Source organism: Diaphorobacter sp. ED-3 (assembly GCF_027625375.1).
GTDB lineage: Bacteria > Pseudomonadota > Gammaproteobacteria > Burkholderiales > Burkholderiaceae_C > Diaphorobacter > Diaphorobacter nitroreducens.
On record NZ_CP115182.1, the window covers coordinates 503,138 to 522,545 of the forward strand.

16 protein-coding genes and 1 pseudogene are annotated in these 19,408 nt (G+C 65.8%); 13 read left to right on the plus strand and 4 right to left on the minus strand.

Annotated features, from left to right (window positions below; genetic code table 11):
* Window positions 1-7: 7 nt before the first annotated feature.
* The 11 genes from PCQ86_RS02490 (at window position 8) to PCQ86_RS02540 (ending at window position 14,633) form a co-directional block, all read left to right on the plus strand.
* Window positions 8-817 (plus strand): HpcH/HpaI aldolase family protein, encoded by an 810-nt coding sequence (locus tag PCQ86_RS02490; RefSeq protein ID WP_270174782.1) that lies wholly within the window; start codon window positions 8-10, stop codon window positions 815-817.
* A gap of 33 nt (window positions 818-850) precedes the next feature.
* Window positions 851-2,032, plus strand: coding sequence for an acyl-CoA dehydrogenase family protein (locus PCQ86_RS02495; protein ID WP_270174783.1), 1,182 nt, complete (start codon window positions 851-853; stop codon window positions 2,030-2,032).
* Window positions 2,033-2,037: 5 nt separating this feature from the next.
* Complete coding sequence (locus PCQ86_RS02500; RefSeq protein ID WP_270174784.1) at window positions 2,038-3,804, plus strand: FAD-binding protein; 1,767 nt, start codon at window positions 2,038-2,040, stop codon at window positions 3,802-3,804.
* A gap of 24 nt (window positions 3,805-3,828) precedes the next feature.
* The gene (locus tag PCQ86_RS02505) at window positions 3,829-5,091 is read left to right on the plus strand and encodes a CaiB/BaiF CoA transferase family protein (protein ID WP_270174785.1); all 1,263 of its coding nucleotides are present in this window, start codon (window positions 3,829-3,831) and stop codon (window positions 5,089-5,091) included.
* A gap of 1 nt (window position 5,092) precedes the next feature.
* Entirely contained in the window at window positions 5,093-6,781 is a 1,689-nt protein-coding gene (locus PCQ86_RS02510) for a GMC family oxidoreductase (protein ID WP_270174786.1), read from the plus strand.
* Window positions 6,778-7,689, plus strand: a complete 912-nt coding sequence (locus tag PCQ86_RS02515) for an AEC family transporter (RefSeq protein WP_270174787.1) — start codon at window positions 6,778-6,780, stop codon at window positions 7,687-7,689. Before PCQ86_RS02510 ends, PCQ86_RS02515 begins: the two co-directional genes overlap by 4 nt.
* Window positions 7,690-7,698: 9 nt before the next feature.
* The gene (locus tag PCQ86_RS02520) at window positions 7,699-8,721 is read left to right on the plus strand and encodes a 2-hydroxyacid dehydrogenase (protein WP_270174788.1); all 1,023 of its coding nucleotides are present in this window, start codon (window positions 7,699-7,701) and stop codon (window positions 8,719-8,721) included.
* Entirely contained in the window at window positions 8,718-11,513 is a 2,796-nt protein-coding gene (gene ppc / locus PCQ86_RS02525; RefSeq protein WP_270174789.1) for a phosphoenolpyruvate carboxylase, read from the plus strand. The genes PCQ86_RS02520 and ppc overlap by 4 nt, the downstream gene beginning before the upstream one ends.
* A 10-nt stretch (window positions 11,514-11,523) precedes the next feature.
* Window positions 11,524-12,843 carry a glycerate kinase type-2 family protein gene (locus PCQ86_RS02530; protein ID WP_270174790.1) on the plus strand — a complete coding sequence of 440 codons (1,320 nt, stop codon included), beginning with the start codon at window positions 11,524-11,526 and terminating at the stop codon, window positions 12,841-12,843.
* 83 nt (window positions 12,844-12,926) lie between these two features.
* Entirely contained in the window at window positions 12,927-13,676 is a 750-nt protein-coding gene (locus PCQ86_RS02535) for an electron transfer flavoprotein subunit beta/FixA family protein (RefSeq protein ID WP_270174791.1), read from the plus strand.
* A gap of 24 nt (window positions 13,677-13,700) precedes the next feature.
* Entirely contained in the window at window positions 13,701-14,633 is a 933-nt protein-coding gene (locus tag PCQ86_RS02540; protein WP_270174792.1) for an electron transfer flavoprotein subunit alpha/FixB family protein, read from the plus strand.
* A 165-nt stretch (window positions 14,634-14,798) separates the two neighbouring features.
* Here PCQ86_RS02540 and PCQ86_RS19820 read toward each other — a convergent pair whose 3' ends face one another.
* From PCQ86_RS19820 to PCQ86_RS02560, 4 genes and pseudogenes are all read right to left on the minus strand, one after another.
* The gene (locus tag PCQ86_RS19820; RefSeq protein ID WP_442874527.1) at window positions 14,799-15,107 is read right to left on the minus strand and encodes a DUF3363 domain-containing protein; all 309 of its coding nucleotides are present in this window, start codon (window positions 15,105-15,107) and stop codon (window positions 14,799-14,801) included.
* A gap of 88 nt (window positions 15,108-15,195) precedes the next feature.
* The gene (gene istB, locus PCQ86_RS02550) at window positions 15,196-15,999 is read right to left on the minus strand and encodes an IS21-like element ISThsp10 family helper ATPase IstB (RefSeq protein ID WP_270174793.1); all 804 of its coding nucleotides are present in this window, start codon (window positions 15,997-15,999) and stop codon (window positions 15,196-15,198) included.
* Window positions 15,989-17,506: pseudogene (gene istA, locus PCQ86_RS02555) on the minus strand (IS21 family transposase). The gene istB and the pseudogene istA overlap by 11 nt, the downstream one beginning before the upstream one ends.
* 177 nt (window positions 17,507-17,683) lie before the next feature.
* Window positions 17,684-18,004: a hypothetical protein gene (locus tag PCQ86_RS02560; RefSeq protein WP_270174794.1), complete on the minus strand. Its 321-nt coding sequence runs from the start codon at window positions 18,002-18,004 to the stop codon at window positions 17,684-17,686.
* Between the two features lie 699 nt (window positions 18,005-18,703).
* Here PCQ86_RS02560 and PCQ86_RS02565 point away from each other — a divergent pair.
* Both PCQ86_RS02565 and PCQ86_RS02570 read left to right on the plus strand, forming a co-directional pair.
* Window positions 18,704-19,009 carry a helix-turn-helix domain-containing protein gene (locus PCQ86_RS02565; protein ID WP_270174795.1) on the plus strand — a complete coding sequence of 102 codons (306 nt, stop codon included), beginning with the start codon at window positions 18,704-18,706 and terminating at the stop codon, window positions 19,007-19,009.
* A 138-nt stretch (window positions 19,010-19,147) separates the two neighbouring features.
* Window positions 19,148-19,375, plus strand: coding sequence for a hypothetical protein (locus PCQ86_RS02570; protein WP_252101750.1), 228 nt, complete (start codon window positions 19,148-19,150; stop codon window positions 19,373-19,375).
* Window positions 19,376-19,408 lie beyond the last annotated feature (33 nt).

A 19,408-nucleotide genomic window follows, 5' to 3' on the forward strand; every position in this document is an offset into this window, starting at 1 on the left:
AGACCCTATGAAAGTCATTCCCAATTACGCCAAGCAACGCCTCTTGGACGGCGAGCTAGCCCTCGGCATGGGCCTGCGCCAGGCCCGCACGGTCGACATCTCGCAGATCGCCAAGAGCTGCGATTTCGACTGGCTGTTCATCGACATGGAGCACAACTCCATGAGCATCGACACGGCGGCGCAGATCTGCCAGGCGGCGCTCGGCGTCGGCATCACCCCCATGATCCGCGTGCCCGCCCATGACGCGTTCCACAGCACCCGCCTGCTCGACACGGGCGCCCAAGGCATCGTGGTGCCTCACGTCAGCACCGCCGAGCAGGCGCGTGCTGTGGTGTCCTTCTGCCGGTTCACCCCGCTGGGTCACCGCTCGATCCCGGGCGGCCTGCCGCAGACCCGTTTCATGTCGCTGCCGGTGCCGGAGACGGTTTCGCTGATCAACAGCGAAACCCTGCTGGTGGCGATGATCGAGACGGTCGAGGGCCGCGACAACGTGGACGAGATCGCCGCCGTGCCGGGCATCGATGCACTGCTGGTCGGATGCACCGACTTGGCGGCGGAACTGGGCGTGCCTGGCCAACTGGGCCACCCCAGCGTCAAGGCCGCGCTGGACACGGTGTTTGCCGCCTGCACGCGCCACGGAAAGGCCTGCGGGGTCGGTGGCGTCTATGACGAGGTCCTGATGGAGGAGTACATCCAAAAGGGCGCGCGGTTGATCCTGAGCGGCTCCGACTTGGCCTTCCTCATGGCCGGTGCGCGCAGCCGGTCGACCCGGCTTCGCAGCATCGAACTGGCATCCCCGATGCGCGCGTCCGCCTGACGGACACCACTGAAAAAACAAAGAGAGACAACCATGAATCCTGCATACACGCTGGCCATGCTCGATCGGCCAGACCTTCGTCCTTACCTGAGCGACGAGCAGTTCGAGTTCCGCCGCAGCGTCAACCGCGTGCTGGTCAAGCACGCCAGCCCCGAATACATCGGCAAATGCGATGAGGACAAGCGCTTTCCCCAAGAACTGATCGACGTGGGCGTGGAGCAGGGCTGGTTTGCGCTCACGCTGCCCGAAGCGTACGGCGGCATCGGCGACTACATGGACATGACCGCCTTCCTGGAGGTCGCCGCATACTACAGCGTGGCCTTGAGCCGTTTCTGGAATGCCAACATCAACATGGTCGGCGGGGCGCTGGCGCGCTTCGCTTCCGAAGAGATCAAGTCGGAGGTCCTGCCGGCGTTGGCCCAGGGGGAGGGATGGCTGGCGTTTGCGCTCAGCGAGAACGGCTCGGGTTCGGATGCCGCCTCCTTGACCACGCGCGCGGCGATCGACGGCGATGACTTCGTGATCGACGGGACCAAGATGTGGATCACCGGTGCCCTGCAGGCCAAGTACATCCTGACCGCAGTGCGCACGGACAAGGACGCCAAGAAGCACGAGGGCATCAGCCTGCTGCTGGTGCCCACCGACACACCGGGCCTGGAGATCCGGCCGATCGACCTCCTGGGCGGCAGCGCGATCCGGACCTGCGAGGTGAACTACGTGGGCGTTCGGGTGCCCAGGCGCCTGCTGGTGGGCGAACTGCACATGGGGTGGAAGCGGCTGACCGCCGTGCTGGCCAAGGAGCGTGTCGCGCTCTCGGCCATGTGCGCCGGCGCCGCGCAGGCAGCGGTGGATCTGGCGCGCTGGTATGCGCTGGACCGAAAGCAGTTCGGCCAGCCCGTGTTCGACTTCCAGGCCGTCTCGCACATGATCGTCGACATGCAGACGCAGGTCGATGCGGCAAGGATGATGGCCTATCGCGCCGCGCGGCTGCTCGCGGATGGCCAGCCCTGCGATGCCGAATCGTCGCAGGCGAAGTACTTCGCGTCCGACGTCTATGTGCGCGTGGCCACCGAGGGCCTGCAGATCATGGGGGCCAACGGCTACGCCATGGAATATCCGATGCAGCGGCACTACCGCGAATCGAAGCTCTTCCAGATCTTCGGTGGAACCAACCAGATCCAGCGCAACATCGTCGCGCGCAGCCTCAAGGGATGACACACATGGCGAAGAGCATTGCAGAACAGTTGAAGTCGCTGGGGCTGAAGGTCGCGCAGGACAGTGCGGATGTCGTCGTAGTGGGCGGCGGCGGCGCAGCGTCGCGCGCTGCGTTGTCTGCCCGGCTGACCGGCGCCGACGTGCTGGTGCTGGCCAAGGCCCCGTTGGGCACGGGCGGCAGCACCGTCCATGGCGCCAGCGAGATCATGAGCATGGGGGCCTCGGGCTACGGCGATACCGCCGACAGCCCGCAGGTGCACTACCACGACACGATGGCGGCCGCCAGCGGCTTCATCGACCGCGACCTCGTGCGGGTCCTGGCAGAGGACGCACCCAAGCGGATCGCCGATCTGATCGAACTGGGCGTTGCCTTCGACCGGGTTCCGGCCGAGAGCGTTCCAGGCAGCTACGCGTCGGACTACAAGCTGATCCGCAGCGACTTCGGCAGCTACGCGCGGGCGCTGGGTGTGTCCGGCAAGACCGGCAAGGCTTTCGTCAGCGCGCTGAACGAGCAAGCGATCGCCCAAGGCGTGCGGGTGCGGGCGCCGGCGGCCCTGGTCGATCTGTTGCTCGATGCGTCCGGCCGCGCGGCCGGTGTGCTGGCTTACGACGCGCAATCGAACGAATGGATCGTGGTGCGGGCCAAGGCCGTGGTCCTCGGGACGGGGGGCGCCCATGGCCTCTTCTCGCAACAGGTCTCCACGGCGGAGATGACCGGCGACGGCCAGGCCGTGATGTACCGCGCAGGCGCCGAGTTGGTGAACATGGAGTTCCACCAGTTCGGCCCGGCCCTGGTCCATCCCTACGTCCAGTTGTTCTCGAAGTCGTGCTTCGTGCTTCACCCGAAGATGACGAACGCGTTGGGACATGCCTTCCTGAAGGATTACCTGCCGGCCGGGGTCAGCGAGGAGGAGGTGATGGACGAGAAAGTCTTCCCCTTCACCGTGAGCAATGTCTCGCGCTACCTGGACATCGCCATCGCTTCGGAGATCGCTGCCGGCCGCGGCACCGGGCGCGGCGCCGTGAACTTCTCGCTGGCGCACGTGGCCGCCGACCGCCTGCAGGCCACCATCCCGAACACGATGCGATGGATGAAGGCCAATGGCGTGGACCCGCAGCGCGACCTCATGGAGGTCGGGATCGCCTTCCAGTGCCTCAATGGAGGCGTGCGCATGGTCGATGCCGATGCGCGCTCGACAATCCCCGGTGTTCATGTGATCGGGGAACTCGCTGGTGGCGTTCGCGGGCCCGACCGGCCTGGCGGCAATTCGCTGGCCGAAGGCCAGGTGTTCGGCCACCGTGCCGGCGATGCTGCGGGCCGTGAAGCGCTGGGCAGCCGGGCGTCTGCGTCTCCCGAAGGCGATGCGGTCGTGCAGCGTCTGGCGACCGCGCTGGCCGCCAATCGCGACATCGACGTCGAGGGCAGTGCCAGGCACCTGCAGGAGGTCATGCAGCGCCATGCTCTCGTCGAGAAGAACGAGACCGGTCTTTCCGAGGCGCTGGTCCAGGCCCGCGACATCGAAACGCAGCTGGCTCAGGGGGGCGGCGCAGAACCGTCCACCCTGCCGCGTGTGCTGACGCTTCAGAACATGGCGACCACCGCCTCGATCATCCTGGAGGCATGCCTCGCGCGCCGGGAAACCCGCAGCGGTCACCTGCGTACCGATTTTCCCGAGCGCGACGACGCGGCCTTCGGGTTTGCCTTTGTGCAGACCCGGACCGAGAGCGGCGCGAGCCGGTTCACGCCCCTGGCTTACCCGGCAGCACAGTAAGTCCGAAGAACGGAGACAACGAGTATGAGCAAGGAAACCGGCAATCGGCTGCCATTGAGCGGCTACACCATCCTGGACCTGAGCGTCATGACAGCCGGTCCGGTCGGCACCATGCTGCTGGGCGACATGGGCGCTGACGTGATCAAGGTCGAGGAACCCGCGCGCGGCGACCTCGCCCGCGACCTGGGCAACCAGTTCGTTCATGGCGAGAGCGTGCAGTTCATGTCCCAGAACCGCAACAAGCGCAGCCTGCGCCTGGACCTGAAGTCGCCGCAAGGCCGCGACGTCTTCCTGCGCATGGCCCAGACCGCCGACGTCATCGTCGAGAACTTCCGGCCCGGCACGGTCGATCGCCTGGGCATCGGCTACGAGGCCGTGCGCGCGATCAATCCGCGCATCATCTACGCGAGCGCGTCGGCGTTCGGGCAGACGGGGCCCTACGCCGCATGGCCGGCCAACGACCCGATCGTGCAGGCGGTGGCCGGCCTGATGGACATGACGGGAGAGCCCGAGGGGCTGCCGGTGCGCCTGGGCGCACCGCTGCCTGACTTTGGCGCAGCCGCCATGATGGCACTGGGCATTACGGCCGCGCTGCTGCATCGCGAGCGCACGGGGACGGGGCAGCGCCTGGACACGTCGCTGCTGGGAGCCTCGCTGTTCAGCACAATCCCCCGGGACGGGGAGGCTATCCGCAGTGGCAAGGCGCCGTCCCGCCTGGGCAGCGGGCACCCGACCATGGTGCCCTACCGAAACTATCAGGGATCGGACGGCAAGTACTTCTTCGCCGCGTGCTTCACCGAGAAATTCTGGCGCAACCTGTGCCAGGTGCTGGACCGGGCGGACCTGCTGACCGATGCGCGCTTCATCGACAACACGCGCCGCACCGAGAACCGCGAGCAGCTCGACGCGATCCTGGAAGAGATCTTCGCGACGCAGCCGGCGTCGCACTGGGTTCAGGTTCTGTCGCAGGCTGACGTTCCCAGCGCAGCCGTGCAGGACTACCACACGGCCTTGACCGCAGATCCGCAGATCAAGCATATCGGGGCGGTGCTCCACCTCGACCATCCGGTCGCCGGGCCTCTGACAAATCTGGCCAATCCCATCAACTTCCATGGATCACCCACGCAGGTTCGCCACCCACCTCCCGTGCTCGGACAGCACAGTGCGGAGGTGCTTCGGCAGTTCGGCTTCTCGCAGGAGGAGATCGATGGGCTGACGAGCCAGGGCGTGGTGAGGGGTTCGCGCCTGGACGATGCCGCCGTGCATGACGAGGCAAAGGGGCGCTGACATGGTGGACCTCCCCTATGAGGAAGTGACGGCCGACTACGTGATCGTCGGCGCGGGCACGGCGGGCTGCGTGCTGGCCAATCGCCTGTCGGCCGATGGCTCGCAACAGGTGGCCTTGGTGGAAGCGGGTGGTCGGGACCGGCATCCGATGATCCACATCCCGGCCGGCTTCATGCGGCTGCTCGATCATCCTGGCGTGACCTGGAGCTACCGGACCGCGCCGCATCCGGATACGGCCGACCGGCCCATCCTCTTTCCGCGCGGCAAGGGGCTGGGCGGCTCGAGTTCGATCAATGGCCTGCTCTATGTCCGGCCGTTTGCGGCGGACATCGACACCTGGGAGTCGATGGGTGCGACAGGGTGGAACTACCTGAACTGCCTGCCCTACTACAAGCGCTGTGAGACCTGGCAGGACGGGACCGACCCCCGCCGAGGCGCCGACGGTCCAATCAAGGTGACGCGAGTGCTTGCGCCGCCTGCCGTCTGCGCGCCTGTCGTCGAGGCAGGCCGCGAGCTGGGCCTTGAGTTCCTCGATGACCCCAACGCGGACCCGCGCGGCCCGTCGATCTGGTACTACCAGCAGACCCGCGATGGCCGCGTGAGGTCGAGTGCCGCACGAGGCTATCTCTGGCCGGTCGCGTCCAGAAGGAATCTGACGATTCACACCGAACTGCGGGCTCATCGGGTTCTCATGGAAGGTGAAGGTCCTCAACGTCGGGCGGTCGGCATGCAGTGCATGCGTGCTGACGGAGCCATCGTGGTGCTGAAGGCGCGCAAGGAGCTCATCCTGAGCGCGGGCGTGATCGGCACGCCGAGGTTGCTGGAGATGAGCGGCATCGGTGATCCCGACGTCCTCGACAACGCAGGCGTGCCGACCCAGGTTGCGTTGCGCGGAGTCGGAGCCAATTTCCAGGACCATTACGTCACGCGCCTGTGCTTTCGTATCCAGGGCATCGCGACCGCGAACGAGCGCGCGCACGGAACGGCTTTGGCGAGCGAGGTCGCCAAGTACGTCGTGTCCGGCAGTGGCATCCTGACCTACAGTGCGGCCGTTGTGGGCGCTTTTGCCTCAACGGGCCTGGTGGAGCGACCCGACGTCCAGTTCGTGATCGCGCCAGGCAGCTTCAAGGAGGGGCGGATCGGGGAACTCGAGGACCTGCCTGGTCTTTCGCTTGGCGTCTGGCAGATGCGGCCGGAGAGCCGGGGCAGCGTGCACATCAGATCGTCAAAGAATGACGAATCACCCCTGATCGACCCCAAGTACCTCAGCCACCCCCTGGACCGCGAGACGGTGGTGGCGGGCCTGCGTATCGGACGCGCCCTGGCGCAGCAACCCGCCCTGGCGCGGTATGTGGTGGAAGAAACCCTGCCTGGCGGACAGGCTGGGGACGACGAGGCCTTGTTGCAGTATGCGAGGGTCAACGGTTCCACGGTGTACCACGGTGTCGGCACCTGCCGCATGGGCCCGGATGCAGCAGCCGGTTGCGTGGTCGACGAGCGGCTGCGTGTCCACGGCGTTGCTGGTTTGCGCATTATCGACGGTTCGGTCATGCCGGCGGTGACCTCCACCAACACCAATGCGACGGTCTTGATGATCGCCGAGCGGGCGGCCGACATGCTCCTGGCTGAACACCCGGGGACAGGGGGGATGCCTGGCCTGGGCGCGTTGCTGTCGCCATACGCGGTATGACGGGGCAGGGCTGGCTGGCGGCCTATGCCCACATCGCTTCGCTGCTGCTGCCCGTCGCCTGCTGCGCCAGCATCGGGGCGTTCTGGGCGCGCTCGGGAAAGTCCTACCCCGGGGAGTTCGTAGCGCACCTGGCCACGGTGGTCAGCACGCCGGCGCTGGTGTTCCACACCCTGGTGACCACGAAGCTCGACGATGCGCGCCTGCTGGAGGTGGGGGCTGCTGCTCTGGTCGGGCTGGCGGTGGCTGCCGCAGCCAGCAGTTGTGCCCTTGCGGCGTTCAAGCTGCCGGTTCGCACATTGACGGCCGCCGCGACCTTTCCGAATGCCGGCAACCTCGGCCTGCCCGTGGCTTATCTGGTGTTCGGCGAGGTCGGTATGGCCGTGGCGATCACGTTCTTTGCCGTCAACTCGGTCGTTCAGCACACGTTGGGCGTCTGGTTCACCAGCCGAGGTGGAGCCCACGGGCAGCGTTGGCCCAAGGGCGTCGCGATCGCCTGCGTACTCGCACTGGCTGCGCGCGCCAGTGCGATGTCCGTGCCGACCCCGGTGCTGGAGTCAGCTCGCCTGATCGGATCACTCGCCGTGCCACTGATGCTGCTCAGTCTCGGCTATGCGCTGGCAACGGTATCCCGCAGCGGCCTGGGCCGTGGGGCAGTGCTCGGCGCGATACGCCTGCTGGCAGGTCTGCTCGGCGGCGCGGCGGTTGTCTATCTGCTCGGACTGCCGCCGTTGACGGCGGCCGTGGTCGCATTGCAACTGGTCATGCCAGTGGCTGTGGTGAGCGCCATCTACGTGCAGCGGTTCAGCTCCGAGGGGGACGTGGCGGCCGGAGCCGTGCTCGTGTCGACCGTGGTGTTTCTTGCGCTGTGCCCCCTTTGGATTGCCTTGGTGGGCAGTCGAAACCTATGAGGACCATGAATGACTTCGAAAACTGAAGACGGCGCGAATCGGCGCCGAAGGTTGCTGGTGACGGGCGTTCCGACGGATGCGGTCGTCGAGCGTGCGAATGCGGAGTTCGACGCGCAGTTCTGGCGTGAAGCCGATCCCATCGGAGACCGACTGCTGGACGTGGCCAGCGGCTTCGAGGCGGTTCTGATCATGCCCGACGACAAGCTGGATGCAGAACGCATCGGCCGCTTGCCTGCCAGCGTCGAGGTCCTTGGAACCCACTCCGTTGGATACGATCACATCGATCTGGCCGCAGCCACGGCGCGGCGGCTGCCCGTCTTCAATACGCCCGACGTCCTCACGGATGCCGTCGCGGATCTTGCGCTGTTCCTAGTGCTCGCTGCGGCCCGTGGAACGACATCGGCGGAAGCCGCACTGCGACGCGGTGGGTGGGGACGATGGGCGCCGACGCTGTTTCTGGGCCGATCTCTGGGTGGACTGCAACTCGGCATCTTCGGCATGGGGCGCATCGGGCAGGCGATCGCGCTGCGCGCAACTGCATTCGGCATGCGTGTGCACTACCACAATCGCACGCGGCTGGCGGAAGACAAGGAGCGCGGAGCGCAGTTCCATGAGAGCCTTGAGAGCTTGTTGAGCGCGAGTGACGTGTTCTGCATCTGCGCTCCCTCAACACCGCAGCTCAAGGACAGCATCAATGCGCAGCGTCTGGCATTGATGCCTCCCGGGGCGATCGTCGTGAATGTCGCACGGGGCGATCTGGTTGACGAGGCTGCGTTGTTTGCAGCGGTGCAGGAAGGTCGCGTGGGAGCCGTCGGCACGGATGTGTATCGCGGGGAACCGAACATCGACGCACGGTGGCTGGACCTCACTAATGCAACGCTGCTGCCGCATATCGGCAGCGCAACGCACGAAGTGCGCACCGCCATGGGCATGTTGGCGCTCGACGGCATCCATTCGCATTTCAGCGGTGCGCCTGCCGCCAATCTCCTCAATCCGCAGGTCTATGCGGTGACGCGCAGGAGCGGGGATTGAGCCACAACCACCAGCCACTGATCGAGGACATCCGTCTCCTCGGCCGCATCCTCGGCGACGTGATCCGCGAGCAGGAAGGCACTGAAACCTTCGAACTGGTGGAGAAGATCCGCACCCTCTCGGTCGCCTTCCGCCGCGACGAGAACCCATCAGCAGACCGCGCGCTCAAGCAACTGCTCGAGGACCTCACGGCCGCCGAGACGGTGCGCGTGATCCGCGCCTTCACCTACTTCAGCCACCTGGTCAACCTGGCCGAGGACCGCCACCAGATCCGCCGCCGCACCGCGGCCGAGCGCGCGGGCGAGGCCATCGAGGGTGGCCTGAAGGTGGCGCTGGCGCGCATCCGCCAGGCCGGCATCAGCGACGCGCAGGTGGTGCAGACGCTGGCACACAGCTACCTGTCGCCGGTGCTCACCGCGCATCCGACCGAGGTGCAGCGCAAGAGCATCCTCGACGCCGAGCGCGGTATCGCGCAGTTGCTGGCAGCACGCGACGACATCCGCCAGCGCCAGCAGCCATGCGCTGAAGCCATGGATGCTCTCGCGCCGCGCGAGCTGGCCGAGAACGAGGCGCAGATCCGCGTGAGGATCACGCAGCTGTGGCAGACGCGGCTGGTGCGCTTCACCAGGCTGACGGTGGCCGACGAGATCGAAAACGCGCTGTCTTACTACGAGGCGACCTTCCTGCGCATGATCCCGCACGTGTACGCCGAGCTGGAGACGGCGCTGGGTCGCGAGGACATCGCGCCCTTTTTCCGCATGGGGCAGTGGATCGGCGGCGACCGCGACGGCAACCCCAACGTGACCGCCGAGACGCTGGACCATGCCCTGCGCCGCCAGTGCGAGTTGGCGCTGCGCCATTACCTCTCCGAGATCCACGACCTGGGCGGCGAGCTGTCGCTGTCGGCCGCGCTGGTGGAGGTGACGCCCGAAATGCAGGCGCTGGCCGAGGCCTCGCCGGACCCGAGCGAGCACCGCCGCGACGAACCTTATCGGCGCGCGCTGATCGGCGTCTACGCCCGTCTGGCGGCCACGCTTCACGCGTTGACCGGCGCCACGGCTGTGCGTGCCGCCGTGGCCCCCCAGCATCCGTATTCCGATGCGGAAAGCCTCCTAACGGATTTGCGCACCGTCGAGGAATCGTTGCGCGAGAAGCATGGAGCTGCCCTGGCCGAGCCGCGCCTGAAGCCACTGATCCGCGCGGTGGAGGTATTCGGCTTCCACCTCGCCACGGTGGACCTGCGGCAAAGCTCCGACAAGCATGAGGCGGTGGTGGCCGACCTGCTGAAGGTGGCGCGCATCGAGCCCAACTACGCCGCGCTGGCCGAAGACGCCAAGCAGACCCTGCTGCTGCGCCTGCTGGACGACGCCCGCCCGCTGCGCGTGCCCGACGCGGCCTACGCGCCGCTCACCGTGAGCGAGCTGGCCATCTTCGCGCAGGCCCGCACGGTGCATGCGCGCTACGGCCGCGCCGCCATCCGCCACTACATCGTCAGCCACACCGAGACGGTGAGCGACCTGCTGGAGGCGCTGCTGCTGCAGAAGGAAGTGGGGCTGATGCGCGGAACGCTGAACGAGGACGCCGTGTGCGACCTGATCGTCGTGCCCCTGTTCGAGACCATCGAGGACCTGCGCAACGCCGCGCCCATCGTGCGCGCCTTCTTCGGCCTGCCGGGCGTGCACGCGATGGTGACGCGCTCCGGCGCCGAGCAAGACGTGATGCTCGGCTACAGCGACAGCAACAAGGACGGCGGCATCTTCACCAGCAACTGGGAGCTGTACCGCGCCGGCAACGCGCTGGTGAAGCTGTTCGACGAGCTGAACGAGGGCGAAGCGCAGCCGATCCGCCTGCGCATGTTCCACGGACGCGGCGGCACCGTGGGCCGCGGCGGCGGCCCCAGCTACCAAGCCATCCTGGCGCAGCCGCCGGGCACGGTGCGCGGGCAGTTGCGCCTGACGGAACAGGGCGAGGTGATCGGCTCGAAGTACGCCAACCGCGAGATCGGCCGACGCAACCTGGAAACGCTAGTGGCCGCCACGTTGGAGGCCACCTTCCTGACGCCGAACAAGGCGGCGCCGGCCGCTTTCATGGATGCGGCCGAGACGATCTCGCGCGCCAGCATGGCCGCGTACCGCGCGCTGGTGTACGAGACGCCGGGCTTCGTTGACTACTTCTTCAGCGCCACACCGATCCGCGAGATCGCTGAGCTGAACATCGGCTCGCGCCCGGCCTCGCGCAACCCCAAGCACAACATCGAGGACCTGCGCGCCGTGCCTTGGAGCTTCAGCTGGGGCCAGTGCCGGCTGGCCATCAACGGCTGGTATGGCTTTGGCAGCGCGGTGGCGGGCTTCATCGAGGGTGCGCCCGATGCCAAGGGCCGCGCGGAGCGCGAGGCGTTGCTGCAGCGCATGTACGCGCAGTGGCCCTTCTTCCGCACGCTGCTGTCGAACATGGACATGGTGCTGGCCAAGAGCGACCTGCAGTTGGCGCGACGCTATGCCGGATTGGTTGGCGAACCGGCCCTGCGGGAAACAGTGTTCTCAATGATCGAAGCGGAGTGGCGCCTGACCTCCGACACGCTCACGCTGATCACGGGCGCGCATCGAAGGATCCAAGACAACCCGGAGCTCCAGTTGTCCATGCAGTACCGCTTCCCCTACATCGATCCGCTGAACTTGCTCCAAATGGAGCTCCTCAGGCGATTCAGGAACAGCGATCAGGGGGATCAGGTGCAGCGCGGGATCCACATCTCGATCAACGGCGTAGCGGCCGGCCTGCGCAATACCGGTTGACGAGGCCATCATGAACAGTCGAACTTCCTGTGATCTCGAGCCCCGCGGCTTCCTGGAGCACCTGTACCGCACGGCGGTGCGTCATGCCCTGCCGACGGCACGCATGGGCGCCTTTCTGCCACCGCCGCCCAGTGGCCGCACGCTGGTATTAGGCGCCGGCAAGGCCGCCGGCTCGATGGCGCATGCGCTGGAGGCGCTGTGGCCGAAGGATGCGCCACTCTCCGGCCTGGTCGTCACCCGTTACCACCACATCCCGCCGCGGCCCGAGGGTCTTGCGCAGCGCATCGAGATCGTCGAGGCGGCCCACCCCGTGCCCGACGAGGCCGGCCTGAAGGCGGCTGAGCGCATGCTGGCGCTGACCGCCGGCCTCACGCCCGACGACCTGGTGCTGTGCCTCATCTCGGGCGGCGGCTCCTCGCTGCTCACCCTGCCGGCCGAGGGCCTGACGCTGGCCGACAAGCAGCGCATAAACCGACAACTGCTCGAATCCGGCGCCCACATCGGCGAGATGAACTGCGTGCGCAAGCACCTCTCGCGCATCAAGGGCGGCCGGCTGGCGGCAGCCTGCCGGCCGGCGCAGGTGGTCACGCTCACCATCAGCGACGTGCCGGGCGACGACCCGGCCGTCATCGCCAGTGGGCCGACGGTGCCCGACGCCACCACCTGTGCCGACGCGCTGGCCATCCTCGACCGCTACGGCATCGAGGTGCCCGCCGCGGTGCGCGCGCGGCTCGAAAGCGGCGAACTGGAAACGCCCAAGCCGGGCGATGCCGTCTTCGCCGGCCATGCCACGCACCTGATCGCCACGCCGCAGCAGTCGCTGGAGGCGGCGGCCGAGGCGGCGCGCGCCGCCGGCATCGAGGCGCACATCCTCAGCGACGAGATCGAGGGAGAATCGCGCGAGGTCGGCAAAGTGCACGGCGCCCTGGCGCGCGCCGTGGCCCTGCGCGGCCAGCCCTTCGCGCGGCCCTGCGTGATCCTCTCCGGTGGCGAGACGACGGTGACCGTACGCCAGCGCCCGCCTGGCACGCCCAAGGGACGCGGCGGGCGCGCCGGCGAGTTCTGTATGGGCCTGGCCGGCGTGCTGATGGGCCAGGCCGGCGTGTGGGCCCTGGCGGCCGACACGGACGGCATCGACGGCGTGGAGGATAACGCCGGCGCCTTCGTCACCCCCGACACCTTGGCGCGCGCGCAGGCGCACGGCCGCAGGCTCGCCGACTTTCTCGACCGCAATGACGCCTACGGCTGGTTCGACGCGCTCGGCGACCTGCTGGTCACGGGGCCGACACACACCAATGTGAACGACTTCAGGGCCATGCTGGTGATGTAAGCCATGTCGACCCTCAATTTGCACCACTCAGCAGTGGCTTTGCTGCAGCGCGCGTCGCGCATTTTCTTGGAGATGAAAAGCGAATGAAGATCTTGGTCCCCGTGAAGCGGGTGGTTGACTACAACGTGAAGGTCCGAGTGAAGTCGGACGGGACGGGCGTGGACATTGCGAACGTCAAGATGAGCATGAACCCCTTTGACGAGATCGCGGTGGAAGAGGCGGTTCGGCTGAAGGAAAAGGGCGTGGTCACGGAAGTGATCGCCGTGTCCGCGGGCGACGCCAAGTGCCAGGAGACGCTGCGCACGGCCATGGCCATCGGCGCCGACCGCGGCATCCTGGTCGAAACCAGCGAAGAGCTGCAGCCCCTGGCCGTGGCCAAGCTGCTCAAGGCCCTGGTGGACAAGGAACAGCCCGGCCTGGTGATCCTGGGCAAGCAGGCCATCGACGACGACGCCAACCAGACCGGCCAGATGCTCGCCGCGCTGGCCGAGCTGCCGCAGGCCACCTTCGCCAGCAAGGTCGAAGTGGCGGGTGACAAGGTCAACGTCACGCGCGAAGTGGACGGCGGCCTGGAGACCCTTGCCCTGAGCCTGCCGGCCGTGATCACCACGGACCTGCGCCTCAATGAGCCGCGCTACGTCACGCTGCCCAACATCATGAAGGCCAAGAAGAAGCCGCTGGACACCGTCAAGCCCGAGGAACTGGGTGTCGACGTGGCCCCGCGCCTGAAGACCCTGAAGGTGGTGGAGCCGGCCAAGCGCGGCGCCGGGGTGAAGGTGGCTGACGTGGCCGCGCTGGTGGACAAGCTCAAGAACGAAGCCAAGGTCATCTGAGGCCGCAACGAAGGAAGAACGACCATGACCGCACTCGTCATCGCCGAACACGACAACGCCAGCATCAAGCCGGCGACCCTGAACACCGTCACCGCCGCGGCTGCCGCGGGCGGGGACGTCCACATCCTGGTGGCCGGCCAGAACGCCGGTGAAGCCGCCAAGGCCGCCGCCCAGATCGCGGGCGTGGCCAAGGTCATCCATGCCGACGGCGCGAGCCTGGCCGATGGCCTGGCCGAGAACGTCGCCGCGCAGGTGCTGAGCCTGGCGGGCGAGTACAGCCACATCCTGTTCCCGGCCACCGCCGGCGGCAAGAACGTGGCCCCGCGCGTGGCGGCCAAGCTGGACGTGGCGCAGATCAGCGACATCACCAAGGTCGTGAGCCCCGACACCTTCGAGCGCCCGATCTACGCGGGCAACGCCATCGCCACCGTGCAGAGCAGCGATGCCAAGAAAGTCATCACCGTGCGCACCACGGGCTTCGATGCCGCAGCGGCCACGGGCGGCAGCGCCGCCGTGGAGACCAAGGACGCCGTGGTCGACAGCGGCAAGAGCGCGTTCGTGGGGCGTGAGGTGAGCAAGAGCGACCGTCCCGAGCTGACGGCGGCCAAGATCATCGTCAGCGGCGGTCGGGCGCTGGGCAGCAGCGAGAAGTTCCAGGAAGTGATCACGCCGCTGGCGGACAAGCTCAACGCGGCCATCGGCGCGAGCCGAGCGGCGGTGGACGCGGGCTACGCGCCGAACGTCCTGCAAGTGGGGCAGACGGGCAAGATCGTGGCGCCGCAGCTGTACATCGCGGCGGGCATCTCCGGGGCGATCCAGCACCTGGCGGGCATGAAAGACTCCAAGGTTATCGTAGCGATCAACAAGGACCCTGAGGCGCCGATCTTTAGCGTAGCCGACTACGGACTGGAGGCTGACCTGTTCACCGCTATGCCGGAGTTGATGGGGAGGCTATGAGCTGACTGTTTTCCGTTGATCCCGCTTCCCCCTACCCTCCCGATCCTGGCACATTCAAGACAACGAACCCAGCTTCGAGTATGGATCTTCACTGCCGTGCGACACTGTGCCTCACTGACAAGAACGTGCGGCGCGCGTAAGGTGGACTCGCACGCAGCCATCTCTCTAGATCGCGAGACCGCGTCGGCGGCCTAACTCCCACGTAGTGCTATTGCCCCGGATGACAGCCGTCAAATGTTGCCCCAGACGTCGCTCAACCAAAGGTTTCCACGGCACGAGTGTGAAACTCAGGCCGTCGTCCAACATGGCGAAGCGCCCGCTGACCAGTAGCACACTGCGACGGTAGACGCCGGACACGCGCTCGCCGTCCGCCGCCGGCCGGTACGGCAGGCCCGTCTCACGGGCGATGCCGTGCGCTGCGGCATCGAGGTCGCGCTGGCGCAGGGTGCCCAGCAGGTTGCGCGCGAGCACCACGCGCGAGCCACGGTGTGTTGATTTCCATGCAACCGTAACCCACCATTTCCATCTCGATCTGACCCACCCTGGTTCGTGAACTTCACGCTCACGTTGTGGATAAGTTCTTGGTCGCCTTCTCCTTCTTGGTGGTCTGTGGTGGTTGCTGTGCGGAGCTGTTCTTGAACCTGTAGCTGTCGTTGCCGGTTTCCAGAATATGGCAGTGATGCGTGAGTCGGTCCAGCAGCGCCGTGGTCATCTTGGCATCTCCGAACACATTGGCCCACTCGCTAAAGCTCAGGTTGGTGGTGATCACGACGCTCGTGCGCTCGTACAGCTTGGACAGCAGGTGGAACAGCAACGCTCCTCCTGACGTACTGAACGGCAGGTAGCCCAGCTCATCCAGGATCACCAGGTCAGCATAGGCCAGGCGGTGCGCGATCTGCCCCGGCTTGCCCTGGGCCTTCTCCTCTTCCAGTGCATTGACCAGCTCCACCGTGGAGAAGAACCGCACTCTGCGGTGATGGTGCTCGATGGCTTGCACCCCGAGGGCTGTGGCAATGTGGGTCTTGCCCGTACCCGGTCCACCCACCAGCACCACGTTGTTGGCGTTCTCCAAGAATTCGCAGCGGTGCAACTGGCGTACCAGTGCCTCATTCACCTCGCTGTGGCTGAAGTCAAACCCAGCCAGGTCTCGGTACGCAGGGAACCTGGCCACCTTGAGCTGGTAGGCCACAGAGCGCACTTCGCGCTCGGCGGTCTCGGCCTTGAGCAGTTGGGACAGGATGGGCTGCGCGGCACCGAAGGCCGGCGCACCTTGCTCAGCCAGTTCCGCAACCGCCTGGGCCATGCCGTGCATCTTGAGCTCGCGCAGCATGATCACGATAGAAGCGATGGCAGGGTCATGACGCATAGCGTGCCTCCCTCAATTGGTCATAGCGAAGCACATTGGCTTGGGGTTCCACCGCCAGCTTGAGGGCCTGCGGCGATGTGACCGGTGCTGGAGCGGGCTTGCCGTCCAGCAGGCGGTGCAGCACGTTCAGGATGTGCGTCTTGCTGGCAGCCCCTGACTCCAGTGCCAACTCCACTGCAGCGAGCACAGCCTGTTCATCGTGGTGCAGCACCAGTGCCAGTACCTCCACCATCTCCCGGTCGCCACCGGTTTGCTTGAGCAAGGTGGCCTGCAGGCGCTTGAACGCCGCTGGTAGCTCCAGGAACGGTGCACCATTGCGCAAGGCTCCCGGCTTGCGCTGCAGCACCGCCAAGTAGTGGCGCCAGTCGTACACGGTCTGACCCGCACCGTGGTGGTTACGATCGATCAGGCGCTGGTGCTCGCACACGATCTGGCCTTCGGCGGCGACCACCAGGCGATCCGCGTAGACCCGCAAGCTCACAGGCCGATTGGCATACGGCGCCGGCACGCTGTAGCGATTGCGCTCGAAGTGGACCAGGCAGGTGGGTGAGACGCGCTTGGTGTGCTCCACAAAGCCATCGAAGGGCCGAGGCATCGGCATCAAGGTTGTCTTCTCTTGAGCCCAGACATCCGCGACGGAGCCCGGCAGCTTGCCGTGCTCGATCTCGTGCCACAGCGCCACGCAGCGCTCGTGCAGCCAGGCATTGAGATCCGGCAGGCTTGGGAATGGCGGTACCACCTGCCACAGGCGATGGCGGGCATCGCGCACGTTCTTCTTCACCTAGCCCTTCTCCCAGCCCGAAGCGGGATTGCAGAACTCGGCCTCGAACAGGAAGTGGCTGACCATGGCCGCAAAGCGCGCATTGACGTCGCGCTCCTTGCCCCGGCGCACCCGGTCTACAGCGGTGCGCATGTTGTCGTAGATGCCACGGCGGGGCACGCCACCCAGGACTACGAATGCATGGTTGTGGGCATCGAACAGCATCTCGTGCGTCTGCAGGGGGTAGGCGCGCAGGTAGAACGCTCGGCTGTGGCTGAGCTTGAAGTGGGCTACCTGCAGCTTGGTGCGCACGCCGGCGAGAACAGCCCAGTCCTCGCTCCAGTCGAACTGGAAGGCCTCACCCGGACCGAAGGTCAGGGGAACGAAGGTGCCACGGCCAGTGGTCTGCTGTGCCACAAGGCGCTGCTCGTGCCAGAGGCGCGCAAAGGCCGCAACGCGGTTGTAGGAGCCGCCATAACCGAGCGCCTGCAGATCCATGTACATCTGCTTGACGGTGCGCCGCTGCTTGCGGGATCGGCCAGCTTCCGTCTTGAGCCAGCCCGAGAGCTTCAAGGCAAAGGGATCGAGCTTGGATGGACTGACTCGCTTGGCATAGTGCGGCTCGGCCTCGCCTGCGCGCAGGTACTTGCGGATGGTGTTGCGCGAGAGGCCCGTGCGGCGGGCGATCTCCCGGATGGACAGCTGCTCTCGCAGGGCCCAGCGCCTGATGACACTCAGTGTTGCCACGTCTATCACTCCTGGTCTCCTGCTGATTAAAAAAGCAGCAGGTTAGGGTTAGTACGTGGATCAGATTTAGATGGAAATCCTGGGGGTTAGTGGGTCACTTCTGCGTGGAAATCAACAGACCAGGTCCTACGGCAATCCGCCTTGGTCTCCCTTGGCCATCCTTCTCCGTTGATCGTTTTATTTGGCCCGCCACTTGGCCAGCAGGCGGGCTTGCAATGCTAGGCGTTCTGGTTTCAACTTGGTGCGTGGGGCTGCAATGCTCTCCGCCACCGCACGCTGGCGGTACGGGTCGAACCAGTGTTTTCCGTCCTTGGCCATATCCCAGGTGCTGGACACGGAGTGCCGGTGCACCGGCAACGGATCGCCATCCGGGGGGAGAGACGCTAGTTGATCGCGCTCGCGAGATCGCCAACGCTTGTGCCACAGCCGCTTGTCATCGGCCTCCGAGGGTGCATTGGCGATACCGAATATTGGTGTCTTGCGGCGACTGCGGCTCATACGGCATCCTCCCAGCTTTACAAAGCTCCGGCAATATCGCCAACGTTGACGTTGGCCACCTCAGGTGGTGCAAGTCAATAATCCATCACAACTTGTTGGTCTGCGTCGGTAGGTGAGTCGCGCTCCCACACGGACATGATGGCATTCATGTCCATCCATGGAGGTTGGCCACCCTGCCCACCAACGGCAAGGTAGCTGGCCCCGATTAGCGCGATCAACCTGCCCCGAAACGCATCGTGGACAGTACCGTCCACGGGCTGATCAAACTAAACACGCATCCTAGGCGCGAGTTCTTGGCATTGTCCGGCTCGCTGCAGGCGGCAGCAGCCGCTGACCGCTGGTCGACGAGTCCCCCGTCCCCTAACCAGTAGCAGCCACGGCTCCTGACGCACTCTGTCAGGTATCAGCGCCGACTGCGCTTCCAGCCTAAAACTTGAAGGACTGCATTCGGGCTTGCAGGGCAGTATGTGCAAATTTCGCACGCACTGCCGGCGACTTTCTCGCCCAGGTTGCCGTTGTCCCAAATATGCGGATCAGGCTCTCGGGGTGACAGGCCGGAATCGACGTTGAGTCAACCGTGTTGGGCAGTGGTCTTGAGTGGTGCAAAGTGACAATTAATTGTCGTTTTCGCCCAAAACGATAGTTAAGTTATCCTGCGCATCGACCACAACACAAAAGTTGGCCCCCACCACAACTCCGATGAAGACGCTCGCCAACTTCGCAGCCACCCTTTCCGAGGCCAAGCGCTCTCAGAAAATCACGGCCAAAGAACTCGCGCAGCGCACTGGACTGTCATCACTCGCGGTACGGCAGATCCTGTCGGGAACGCGTGCACCACGGATCACCAATGCGATGGCGTTGGCGCAGGAGTTGGGGCTTGAACTGGTATTCGTTCCAACGGTAGTGGCAGATGGCATTGAGCGGCCGCTCAAGAAACGGGGGCGTACCGTGGTGACCGACATCGAGAGGATGCTGGGTGTCCGGCCCGATGGAATCGGCGGATGAGGTGAGGGACGTGGATGATCCGGTACGGGGTTCGCTGGCCTGAAGCAACGGCAGACATGAATGCACGCCCGCCCTCTACCCTTTTGCGGCTAGATTGGGTGGCTTGACCCGTAAGCCTCACCCACGTAGGCTGCCCGCATGACCCTGCCTGTTCCTCCCACCGTGTTCGGTCTGGACACGCTTGAACTCACGCAATGGGTGCAGCGCGCTGTGCACGAGGCGGTCGTTGCCAATGTGCAAGCTGCAGTTCCGTTGACAGGACTGGTTGCTGGTCGTGTGCAGACCCTGCAAGCCAGTGATCCGAGAATCCCGGAGTTGCTTAGCGCCCGAGCAGGCGCAACACCCAAGCACCGCAATCACTCGTGATCATGGCCTTGATGCCGAACAGCGCACTGCACT